This window comes from Streptomyces swartbergensis (genome assembly GCF_002148965.1).
GTDB classification, from domain to species: Bacteria; Actinomycetota; Actinomycetes; order Streptomycetales; family Streptomycetaceae; genus Streptomyces; species Streptomyces swartbergensis.
Genome location: NZ_NGFN01000296.1, coordinates 1 through 10,578 on the forward strand (window position 1 = coordinate 1; position 10,578 = coordinate 10,578).

Below are 10,578 nucleotides of genomic sequence, written 5' to 3' on the forward strand. Positions count from 1 at the left end.
CCCACCAGCAGCACGAACACCCCGATGGACGCCACCAGCGTCTGCGCCGGGTCACCGCCGAGGACCGCCAGGGGCCGGAAGACGAACCGTTCCAGCACGACACCCAGCCCCGGCGCCAGCACCAGCAGCGTCACCGCGGCCCCGAGCCACAGCGGCCAGCCCCACTCGACCACGCACTGCCGCAGCGCGTAGGCGCACACCATCGCGATCGCGCCGTGCGCGAAGTTCAGCACGCCGGTCGCGCGGTACGTCACGATCAGGCCGATCCCGGTCAGCGCCGCCGCGCTGCCGACCGCCAGGCCGGCCAGGGTGAGGTCGTACGTCAGCGAGGACATCGGCCGGGCTCAGTCGGTCTCTTCGGCGGGCTCGCAGATCGGGCACGGGCCCAGCTCGCCGCTCGCCACCAGCTTGGAGTCCACCGGAACCGCCTCCGCCTTCCCCGCGACCAGCGGGCAGTCCGCGCGGTGCCACAGCGTGCCGCCCGGCACCATCAGCAGCTCGCCGCTGACCGCGAGGGGCGCGAGCGCGGCCTGCCCGGTCCCGGCGGCCGTCCGACCGGCGTCGTCGGGCTCGGCCGCCACCAGCAGGCCGTACAGCTCCTCCACGCGCGCGGCGGCGATCGAGCTCCGGCCGTGGGCCAGCAGCACCGCCCCCGAGATGATCAGGGCCGCGCCGGGGACCGTGCAGGAGGCGAGGTACGGCAGCTGCCGTTCGGCGAAGCGCTCCCCGGAGACGCCGTACCAGCCCACCACGCACAGCACCGCGCCGGCGGCCAGCGCCACCCAACCGGCCCAGAGGACGGGATGCACGGTCCGCAGTCGGCTTGTCCGCATCGCTGGCTCCCACACGTCGGTTGTCCGGGCACGCGCCTGGCTGCCTGTTCAAGTCCGCCGATCGCTTGCACTATGCCTCTTGGAAGCTGACCCTGAAAGCACCGGGCGCACATGGCCCGGACCGACACCCGGTGGTGAGCCAGATGGTTCTCGGCAGCGACCTCAGGCGGGGGAACGCGACACGGGGCCCGCGAACCGCGGGACGGGGTACGGCGATCACGGCCGCCCTGGTCCTGGCCCTCGCCCCGGCCCTCGCGGCATGCGGCGACGACAACGGCGGCGGCAGCGAGGCCACGCCGCCCCGACCGACCGTGGACCGGACCACGAGCGCACCGGCCAGCGCGCCGGCCGACCGGGCCGCGGCCGAGACGGAGATCAGGCAGAACTGGCAGAAGTTCTTCGACCCGAAGACCTCGACCCAGGACAAGCAGGCCGTCCTGGAGAACGGCGACCGGATGGGCCCCGTCCTTGAGGCCTTCAGCGGCGACGAGCGCGGCGGGCAGGTCCAGGCGAAGGTCACCAAGATCGAGTTCACCTCGGCGACCGAGGCCGACGTGACGTACACGCTCACCCTGAAGGGCGCCACGGCCCTGCCGGACGCCTCCGGGACGGCCGTCGAGCAGGACGGCACCTGGAAGGTGTCCGCCAAGACGCTGTGCGCGCTGGTGAAGCTGAGCGGCAATGCGTCGCCGGTCCCGGGCTGCTGAGGTACTCGCCGCGGTGCTGCTGCTGGCCTTGAGCGCGGCCTGCGGCAGCCGGCTCCCGGAGAGCAACTTCGAGCACGACGACCGCACCTCGGCGCCCCGCGACACCGCGCCCCTGCGGGTCGGCATCATCGCCAGCGCCACCAGCCCGGTCGGCGGCGCCGCCTTCACCGGCCCGCGCGACGGCGCCAAGGCGTGGTTCGACCGGCTCAACGCGCGCGGGGGCATCGACGGCCGCCGCGTGGAGGTGCGCCTGTGCGACGACGGCGGCAGCGGCGTCGGCAACAACGAGTGCGTGCACCGGCTGGTCGAGGAGGACGAGGTGGTCGCCCTGGTCGCCACCACCGCCTTCGACTACGCGGGAGCCTCCCGCGTCTCACGCGCGCGCGTGCCCGACATCGGCGGCCAGCCCATCGGCAGCGCCTACGACACCTACCCGCACCTCTACGGCATCTACGGCAGCCTCGCGCCGCGCGACGGCACCACCGGCTGGGACGGCAAGCTGTACGGCGGCACCGAGGTCTACCGCTACTTCAAGCGCGAGCACGGCGCCCGGACCGCCGCCGTCGTCTCCTACAACCAGTCCGCGTCCGCCGCCTACGCCCGGCTCGTCGAACGGGGCCTGCGCGCCGAGGGCTACCAGGTCGTCACCGAGCAGGTCGACTTCGCCCTGCCCAACTTCCGCGCCGTCGCGGCCGACCTGAAGGAACAGGGCGCCGACCTCGTCTTCGACGCCATCGACAGCCACGGCAACGCCCGGCTGTGCCAGGCCATGGACGAGGCCGGCGCCGACGTCACCGCCAAGGTGACCAACGTGCAGAACTGGACGTCCACCGTCGCCGACGCCTACAAGGACGCCCCGCGCTGCCGCAACGCCCTCTGGGCGACCGGCTCCAGCCGCAACTACGACGACACCGGCCACCCGGCCGTACGGGAGTTCCGCGAGGCGACGAAGGACCTGGAGACGCACTCGCAGTGGCAGCTGGAGGGCTGGGCGGCCGCCCGGTGGTTCACGGACGCCGCGCGGTCCTGCGCGAAGTCGGGCATCACGCGCGCGTGCGTCGACGCCTACATGAACCGCGGCGAGGGGTACACCGCGGGCGGACTGCTCCTGCCCGTCGAGTTCGAGCGGCGCCCCGAGCCGCCGAGGACCAGCCGGACCTGCCTGTCGGTGGCCCGCTGGCAGGACGGCAAGGGCTGGGTCAGCCAGGGGGACATGAACCGCACCTGCTTCGACGTCCCCCAACTGGCCTACGAGCCTTGAGGACAGCGGCTGTCCGCAAGGGCTGGCAGACTCGCCCCCATGTTGGAGACCTCGGCCCGCCTGCTGCGCCTGCTGTCCCTGCTCCAGGCCCACCGCGAGTGGTCCGGCCCGGATCTGGCGCAGCGACTCGGCGTCAGCGCCCGCACCCTGCGCCGCGACGTGGACCGGCTGCGCGAACTCGGCTACCCGGTCAACGCCAGCCCCGGCACGGGCGGCGGCTACCAGCTGGGGGCGGGCGCCGAGCTGCCGCCGCTGCTCCTGGACGACGACGAGGCCGTCGCCGTGGCGATCGGGCTGCGCACGGCGGCCGGGCAGGGCATCGAGGGCATCGGCGAGACGTCGGTACGGGCCCTCGCCAAACTGGAACACGTGCTGCCGAACCGGCTGCGCCGCCGCGTGGGCGCCCTGAACGCCTTCACCGTGCCGATGCTGCGCGGCCCTGTGCCCGACGCCGTCGACCCCGCCGTGCTGACGGAGCTCGCCCACCTCTGCCGGGACGCCGAGCGCCTGCGCTTCGAGTACCGCGGCCACGACGGCACCACCAGCCGCCGCAGTGTCGAACCGCACCGCCTGGTGTGCTCCGAGCGCCGCTGGTACCTGGTCGCCTGGGACCTCGACCGGCAGGACTGGCGCACGTTCCGCGTGGACCGCATCACGCCGAGGCCACCGCACGGCCCGCGCTTCGTGCCGCGCGAGTCGCCCGCCGAGGACCTCGCCGCCTACGTCTCCCAGGGCGTCTCCACCCGTGTGTACGCCACCCACGCCGTCGTGCGGCTCTTGGCGCCCCTGGAGGAGGCCGCCGCGCACATCTCGCCCAGCGCCGGGGTGCTGGAGGAGGAGGGCCCGGACAGCTGCCTGCTGCGCTGCGGCGCCGGGAGCCTCGACGTGATGGTGATCCACGTGATGATGCTGGGCTTCGAGTTCGAGGTGCTCGAACCCGACGGGCTGATCGAGGCGATCAGGAGGACTCGCGACCGGCTTGATGGCGCTTTGGCTCGGGCTGCGCAGTCACCGCCGCGTACTGCGGATGGTGCAGGTCGAACGCCGGCGACTCCGAGCGGATCCGGGGCAGCGTCGTGAAGTTGTGCCGGGGCGGCGGGCAGGAGGTCGCCCACTCCAGGGAGCGCCCGTAACCCCAGGGGTCGTCGACCTCGACCTTCTCGCCGTACTTGGCGGTCTTCCACACGTTGTAGAGGAACGGCAGCGTCGACATGCCGAGCAGGAACGCGCCGATCGTCGAGACGGTGTTGAGCGCCGTGAATCCGTCCGCGGCGAGGTAGTCCGCGTACCGGCGGGGCATGCCCTCGGCGCCCAGCCAGTGCTGGACCAGGAACGTGGTGTGGAAACCGACGAAGAGCGTCCAGAACTGGATCTTGCCGAGCCGCTCGTCGAGCATCTTCCCAGTGAACTTCGGCCACCAGAAGAAGAGGCCGGCGAAGATCGCGAAGACGACGGTGCCGAAGACGACGTAGTGGAAGTGCGCCACCACGAAGTACGTGTCCGTCACATGGAAGTCCAGCGGCGGCGACGCCAGGATCACCCCGGTCAGCCCGCCGAACAGGAACGTCACCAGGAAGCCTGTCGCCCACAGCATCGGCGTCTCGAACGACAGCGAGCCCTTCAGCATGGTGCCGGCCCAGTTGAAGATCTTCACGCCCGTCGGCACCGCGATCAGGAAGCTCATGAAGGAGAAGAACGGCAGCAACACCGCGCCGGTGGCGAACATGTGGTGCGCCCACACGACCATCGACAGGCCGGTGATCGCCATCGTCGCCCCGACCAGCGTCAGATAGCCGAACAACGGCTTGCGGCTGAAGACCGGGATGATCTCCGTGATGATGCCGAAGAACGGCAGCGCGATGATGTACACCTCGGGATGGCCGAAGAACCAGAACAGGTGCTGCCACAGGATCGCCCCGCCGTTGGCCGCGTCGAAGACCTGCGAGCCGAACCGCCGGTCCGCCTCCAGCACCAGCAGCGCCGCCGCGAGCACCGGGAACGCCATCAGGATCAGGATGGACGTGAACAGGGTGTTCCATACGAAGATCGGCATCCGGAACATCGTCATGCCCGGGGCGCGCATCCCGATGATCGTGGTGATGAAGTTGACCGCGCCGAGGATCGTGCCGAAGCCCGACAGCGCCAGCCCCATGATCCACAGGTCGGCCCCGATACCCGGCGTGCGCTCCGCGCTGTTGAGCGGGGCGTACGCGGTCCAGCCGAAGTCCGCCGGCCCGGAGGGCACCAGCAGTGAGCCGAGCACGATCAGCCCGCCGAAGAGGAACAGCCAGTACGAGAACATGTTCAGCCGCGGGAAGGCGACGTCGGGGGCCCCGATCTGCAACGGCATCAGCTCGTTGGCGAAGCCCGCGAAGGTCGGTGTCGCGAACAGCAGCAGCATGATCGTGCCGTGCAGCGTGAAGGCCTGGTTGAACTGCTCGTTGGTGATGATCTGCAGTCCGGGGCGGGCCAGCTCGGCGCGCATCAGCAGCGCCATCACCCCGGCGATCAGGAAGAACACGAAGGACGTGATCAGGTAGAGGTGACCGATCTTCTTGTGGTCCGTCGTGGTCAGCCAGTCGACCACCACCCGCCCGTGCTGCTTCCTCGGCACGGGCCGCGCCGTCGCCTGTACGGTCTGCGTCCCCATCGCTCGCTCGCCCCTTCGCTCCTCGCGTGCCGGGCCCGCCGACGCCCGCGCCACATGTGCCCGCGAGCTCACGCCATGATGCTCGCGTCACCGAGCGCACCGACAGGGGGCGTACCGGCCTCTCTGTGTCGAAGCCGTGCATTTCCTGTGCGGCGCGGCTCCGCCGGCCCGGTGCGGCCCCGGAATGGAATGGGGCCCCGAGATCACTTCTCCCGGAACTTTCCGCCGGGCTTTTCCATGGGCTCATGTGACACACGGAAATTGCGATCGAATGCCTGCGGAAGGCCTACGAAACCGCTCGTCCGTGTGACGGACAGCGCCCGAAACACCTGTCGTGATCTTGTGACAGAAGCGTGACAGGGGAGGGACGGTGACCGGGTTACCGGCCCGGACTTCCATGGTCGCCGGGCACGGCATAGCGTGGCGGCATGGCACCGATTCCGACACCTTCCGCGGAACCCGACGACAGTCCGGACACCTATGTCGGCCTGGAGGCCGGCCGGGCCGAACACCTCGCGCGTGAGCGCGGCTGGTCGACGGTGCGCTCCCTGCCACCGGGGGCGATCATCACGATGGAGTACCGCGTGGGCCGGCTGAACTTCGAGGTGAAGGGCGGCCGGGTGGCGCGGGCCTGGAAGGGCTGAGACACCGCGAAGGCCCCGGTTCCGCTCGGAACCGGGGCCTTCGCCGTACCGGGACGATGTGTGCGCACCGCTCCTGCCGTCCGTCCTGGTCAGCCGCCCGTCAGGGGGCGGGCCGAGGAGGCCGAGCCGCGGGGATGCCGCTCCGCGTGCGGCGGGCGGCGGCTGCCCGTGGGGGAGATCGGCGTGCGCTCCGAGCGGGCCGTGTGCGGCCCCGGCGCCAGGTAGACCGGGGCCCGGTGCGAGCCGGCCGCGACGTCGTCCCGGTCGGCGGGCAGCGGCGTGACCACCACGTGCGGCGCGCCGACCGGCACGGCAGCCGACGCCGTACGGCTCCGGCGGGCCCGCAGGCGGTCGCGCAGGTCGAAGATCCTGGCCTCGGAACGGGCGATCAGCGGCTCGAACCACGGCAGGGCCAGCAGGATCAGCAGCCCCGCGGCCCAGCCCAGCAGCACATCGCTCAGCCAGTGCGTACCGAGGTAGACGGTGGCCATCCCGACGCCGAGCGAGGTCACCGCGGACACGGCGGACAGCCAGCGGCGCGCTCTCGGGGTGGAGGCCATGTAGGCCAGGATTCCCCAGGTCACCACGGCGTTGGCGGTGTGACCGCTCGGAAATATATCGCCGCCGCGCCACATCTCGTTCGAGCCGATCACGGTCGCGTAGTGCGGTCCCAGCCGGCCCATGCCGTACTTGGCGGCGCCGACCGTGATGTTCAGCAGGAGCAGCGAGACGCCGAGGGCGAGCAGCGGACGCAGGGTGTGCTGCCGCCAGGAGCGCCAGCCCAGCCAGGCCGCGACCATCACCGCGGTCGGACCGCGCTGGCCGAGCACCACGTAGTAGTCGACGAACCAGTGGATCTCCGACCACTGCTGGTACGGCCGGAAGAACATGACCTGCCAGTCGAGGCGGACGAGCCAGGACGTGATGATCACGGCCCACACGATCGCGCCGTAGAAGGCCAGGGTCGCCGCGAGGAGCACGATGCGGTGCCTGCTCATCTTCGGCACATCGATGTGGGCCGGTCGTTCCGGCTCACGGTCCAGCCGGGCGAACACCCGGTCCAGACGGGTGAGCTTCGGTTCGGTACGCACCCAATCGACGTTACAGCGAGTGAGCTCGGATCCCTGTCGAATCAACGGCTTTGTGATGACGATGTGATGTGGGATTCCTCTCAGGAGGAGGTTTATTTCCAGCGAATCCGTAATCGCCGGGCGCTGCGGCCTTCAATTCCTTTGATCATTCCGGACGGGGGTTTTATTGCGCTTTTGAATTCGTTCACCGGAGCATCGTGCGCAATTCTCCCGGCGCTCACAGCGGGTCAGGGCGGACCCGAGCCGTTCAGCCAGAACGCCCCGTACACCGCCGAGGCGACCGCCATCGGCCCGAGAACCAGCGCTGACCTGCGCATACGCAGCCGGGCCATGGCCAGGGCGAGGGGCAGCAGCAGCGGGAAGGCGGGCATCAGCAGGCGCGGCTTCGAGCCGAAGTAGCTCGACGCGCACAGGGCGAGCGCGGTCACGACTCCGGTGTAGACCAGCAGCGGGAGCGGCTGGCGCTGACGTACGCCGACCACATACAGCCAAACGACTGACACGACCCCGGCGATCAGCCCGGCACCGGCCAGGACCGAGGGAAACGACGTGAACTTTTCGGCGACGAACCGGGCGAAGGCGTAACCCCCGTCGAACCCGTTGCGCCATCCCGCCTGCACGTCGAGATAGCCGAGCGGACCCTTGCCGGTGCGGTGGCCGACCCACAGCACGTATCCGGCGGTGCCGAGGGGGGCCAGCAGCATGCCGAGGACACGGCGGGTGCGCGGACCGGGGCCGGGGCCGTCGGCGTCGCCCGCGCGCCGTTCCCGTGCGGAAGGACCCGTGCGCCGTTCCTGTGCGGAAGGACCCGCGCGCCGCTCCTGTGTGAAGGAGGCGATGCCCGCCACCCACACGGCGGCCACCACCGCCACCCCGACCGGGCGGGTCAGCCCCGCCAGCAGGGCCAGCGTGCCCGCGGTCACCCAGCGGCCGGTCAGAACCGCGTACAGCGACCACGCGGCGAGCGCCGTGAACAGCGACTCGCTGTACGCCATCGACTGCACGATCCCGACCGGGAGCACGGCCCACAGCAGCACCGCGCACACCCCGGCCCGGCGGCCGTACACATGGTCCGCGACCGCGAAGATCCCCCACGCCGCGGCGAGGGAGGTGAAGAGGCTGACGAGAAAACCGCCGTCCGCGTACGACAGCGGGGACACCGCCGCCACCAGCCGCTCCAGCCAGGGCAGCAGCGGGAAGAACGCGAGGTTCGAGTGCACGTCCCCGTTCGCCAGACGCACCTCGTAGCCGTAGCCGAGTTCGGCGACCCTGGTGTACCAGAGCGCGTCCCAGCGAGCGGTCAGCAGCGTGTACGCGCTCTTGTCGCGCGCCGCGCTCCACAGGGCCAGGGCGACGAGGCCCAGGGCGCGGACGGCCGCGTACCCGAGGAGCGCCGGGGCCGCCCGGCGCAGCGCCCCGGCGCGGGACGGGGCCGCGCGCGTCTCAAGATCGGTCACGGGCCCGATTATCGACCCGGGCCGGAACCGGCCGGCCGCCCGGGGCGTGGACGACGACGGGGAGTGGTCGACGGCGGGGGAGTGGACGACGGAGGGGAGAGTGGCGTACGCCACATCTTTCCGCCGGACGGGTGAGAGGTCCGCCACTCGGCTCCCGCGCGGACTCGCGTACTCTGACGTGTCACTCGCTTTTCGTTTGCGCGGGCCGGAGACCACCGCTCCTCTCCGGCCGAGTCGCGGGGGCGTCCCCCACCCCGTGAGCCCGCCGATCGCGAGGGAACATCTGGGAGGTACGTACATGTCCGGGACGACCACGGCCGCCGCACTGCGCCGTCGGGCGGCCGGGGCCGGTGCCAACCGCTGGGTGGTTCTCGTCGTCCTCTGCGTCAGCCTGCTGCTGGTCGCCGTCGACGCCACCGTGCTGCACGTGGCGGTTCCCGCCGTCACCGAGGACCTGAAGCCCGGCGGGATAGAGCTGCTCTGGATCGTCGACATCTACCCGCTCGTCTGCGCCTCGCTGCTCATCCTGTTCGGCACGCTGGGCGACCGCGTCGGCCGCAGAAGGGTCCTGCTCCTCGGGTACGCGCTGTTCGGCGTCGCCTCGGGCCTCGCTGCCCTGGCGGACAACGCCCAGGTACTGATCCTGGCGCGGGCGCTGCTCGGCGTGGGCGGCGCGATGATCATGCCGGCGACCTTGTCGATCCTGCGGCAGGTGTTCCCGGACCGGCGCGAGCGGGCACTCGCGATCGGCATCTGGAGCGCCGTGGCCGCGGTGGGCGCGGCGATCGGGCCACTGCTCGGCGGCTTCCTGCTGGAGCACTTCTGGTGGGGCTCGGTGTTCCTCGTCAACATCCCATTGATGCTGGTCAGTCTCCCGGTGGGGCGACTGCTGCTGCCCGAGTCGAAGGGTGACGGCGAAGGGCCCTGGGACGTCGTCGGCGCGCTGATGGCGGCCATCGGGCTGTTCGGGGTGGTGCTGGGCGTCAAGCGGCTCGGCGGCGGGGAGTCGGTCGGGGGCCTGCTCACCGTGCTGCCGCTGGTCGTGGGCGCGGCGCTGCTGGCCGCCTTCGTACGGCGGCAGCGGCGGCGGGCGCAGCCGCTGGTCGACCTCAAGATGTTCGCGCGGCCGGCGTTCAGCACGTCCGTCGGGTGCATCGTGCTGGCGATGCTCGCGCTGGTCGGTCTCGAACTGATCGCCGCGCAGTACCTCCAGCTCGTGCTCGGGCTGTCGCCGCTGGAGACGGGGCTGCGGCTGCTGCCGCTGACGTTCGCGGCGATGGCGGCCGGGCTGGCCGGGGCGCGGATGCTGCGGCGGTTCGGGCCGCGGCGGATGGTGTGCTCCGGGTTCTGTCTGACCGCGTTCGCGGTGTTGCTGCTGACGGCGCTGGGCCGGACGGACGACTGCGCGCTGATGCTGACCGGGTTCGTGCTGCTCGGCTTCGGGCTGGAGACGACGCTGTTCGGGGCGTACGAGTCGATGCTGAGCGAGGCGCCGCAGGAGCAGGCCGGTGGGGCGGCGGCGATCGGGGAGACGTCGTACCAGCTGGGGGCGGGGATCGGGATCGCGCTGCTCGGCACGGTGATGAACGCGGCGTACGCGCCCGGGCTGTCGGGCGTGCCCGGTGTGCCGGAGTCGGCGTCCTCTTCGGCGGGACATTCGCTGGGGGAGGCGTACGAGGTCGCTGCGCAGCTGGGCGGGGTTGCCGGGGTTGCTCTGCGGCATGCCGCGCGGGACGCGTTTGTGCACGGGCTGCATGTGACGTTGCTGGTGAGCGCGGGGTTGTTGCTGCTCGGCGCGGTGATGGCGTTGCGGTTGCCGCGGGCCATGCAGTGCGAGGGCGCCGGTGCGGTGGAGCTGCCCGCCCCCAGGGACGCCGCGGAGTCGCGCGTCTCGGTGTGACGCCCTTTATTGCCCACCCACGCGCCACCCGTATC

At 71.4% G+C, this 10,578-nt stretch carries 9 protein-coding genes and 1 pseudogene; 5 read left to right on the forward strand and 5 right to left on the reverse strand.

Features of this window, described 5'->3' with window-relative positions; translation table 11 throughout:
• A partial coding sequence (locus CA983_RS33325) for an ABC transporter permease subunit (protein ID WP_425276493.1) occupies positions 1-335 on the reverse strand: 335 nt, incomplete at its 3' end.
• A gap of 9 nt (positions 336-344) precedes the next feature.
• Positions 345-833, reverse strand: coding sequence for a hypothetical protein (locus tag CA983_RS33330; protein WP_086604519.1), 489 nt, complete (start codon positions 831-833; stop codon positions 345-347).
• Positions 834-976: 143 nt separating this feature from the next.
• Here CA983_RS33330 and CA983_RS33335 point away from each other — a divergent pair, with 143 nt between their 5' ends.
• From CA983_RS33335 to CA983_RS33345, 3 genes are read left to right on the forward strand one after another with little or no spacing between them, the layout of a single operon-like run.
• A complete protein-coding gene (locus CA983_RS33335; protein WP_086604525.1) occupies positions 977-1,540 on the forward strand; it encodes an MTB12 C-terminal domain-containing protein in 564 nt (187 codons plus the stop codon).
• The gene (locus tag CA983_RS33340) at positions 1,515-2,801 is read left to right on the forward strand and encodes an ABC transporter substrate-binding protein (RefSeq protein WP_086604520.1); all 1,287 of its coding nucleotides are present in this window, start codon (positions 1,515-1,517) and stop codon (positions 2,799-2,801) included. The genes CA983_RS33335 and CA983_RS33340 overlap by 26 nt, the downstream gene beginning before the upstream one ends.
• A gap of 39 nt (positions 2,802-2,840) precedes the next feature.
• Positions 2,841-3,881 carry a WYL domain-containing protein gene (locus CA983_RS33345; RefSeq protein ID WP_107500305.1) on the forward strand — a complete coding sequence of 347 codons (1,041 nt, stop codon included), beginning with the start codon at positions 2,841-2,843 and terminating at the stop codon, positions 3,879-3,881.
• Here CA983_RS33345 and ctaD read toward each other — a convergent pair.
• A pseudogene (gene ctaD / locus CA983_RS33350) lies at positions 3,880-5,451 on the reverse strand (aa3-type cytochrome oxidase subunit I); the annotation flags it as partial. The gene CA983_RS33345 and the pseudogene ctaD overlap by 2 nt on opposite strands.
• A gap of 428 nt (positions 5,452-5,879) precedes the next feature.
• Between ctaD and CA983_RS33355 the strand changes: the two are divergent.
• The gene (locus tag CA983_RS33355; RefSeq protein WP_086604522.1) at positions 5,880-6,095 is read left to right on the forward strand and encodes an I78 family peptidase inhibitor; all 216 of its coding nucleotides are present in this window, start codon (positions 5,880-5,882) and stop codon (positions 6,093-6,095) included.
• Positions 6,096-6,184: 89 nt separating this feature from the next.
• On the opposite strand, the gene CA983_RS33360 is transcribed toward CA983_RS33355, so the two are convergent.
• Together CA983_RS33360 and CA983_RS33365 are read right to left on the reverse strand one after the other, a co-directional pair.
• Positions 6,185-7,186, reverse strand: coding sequence for a phosphatase PAP2 family protein (locus CA983_RS33360; protein ID WP_086604523.1), 1,002 nt, complete (start codon positions 7,184-7,186; stop codon positions 6,185-6,187).
• A 227-nt stretch (positions 7,187-7,413) separates the two neighbouring features.
• The gene (locus CA983_RS33365; RefSeq protein WP_086604526.1) at positions 7,414-8,643 is read right to left on the reverse strand and encodes a hypothetical protein; all 1,230 of its coding nucleotides are present in this window, start codon (positions 8,641-8,643) and stop codon (positions 7,414-7,416) included.
• A gap of 298 nt (positions 8,644-8,941) precedes the next feature.
• Between CA983_RS33365 and CA983_RS33370 the strand changes: the two genes are divergently transcribed.
• Positions 8,942-10,543 (forward strand): MFS transporter, encoded by a 1,602-nt coding sequence (locus tag CA983_RS33370; protein WP_086604524.1) that lies wholly within the window; start codon positions 8,942-8,944, stop codon positions 10,541-10,543.
• The last annotated feature ends 35 nt before the right edge of the window (positions 10,544-10,578 follow it).

Coding starts and splice junctions, on each gene's coding strand:
- CA983_RS33355 (WP_086604522.1), top strand. CDS start 5,880: ATGGCACCGATTCCGACACCTTCCGCGGAACCCGACGACAGTCCGGAC.
- CA983_RS33330 (WP_086604519.1), bottom strand. CDS start 833: ATGCGGACAAGCCGACTGCGGACCGTGCATCCCGTCCTCTGGGCCGGT.
- CA983_RS33370 (WP_086604524.1), top strand. CDS start 8,942: ATGTCCGGGACGACCACGGCCGCCGCACTGCGCCGTCGGGCGGCCGGG.
- CA983_RS33340 (WP_086604520.1), top strand. CDS start 1,515: ATGCGTCGCCGGTCCCGGGCTGCTGAGGTACTCGCCGCGGTGCTGCTG.
- CA983_RS33345 (WP_107500305.1), top strand. CDS start 2,841: ATGTTGGAGACCTCGGCCCGCCTGCTGCGCCTGCTGTCCCTGCTCCAG.
- CA983_RS33335 (WP_086604525.1), top strand. CDS start 977: ATGGTTCTCGGCAGCGACCTCAGGCGGGGGAACGCGACACGGGGCCCG.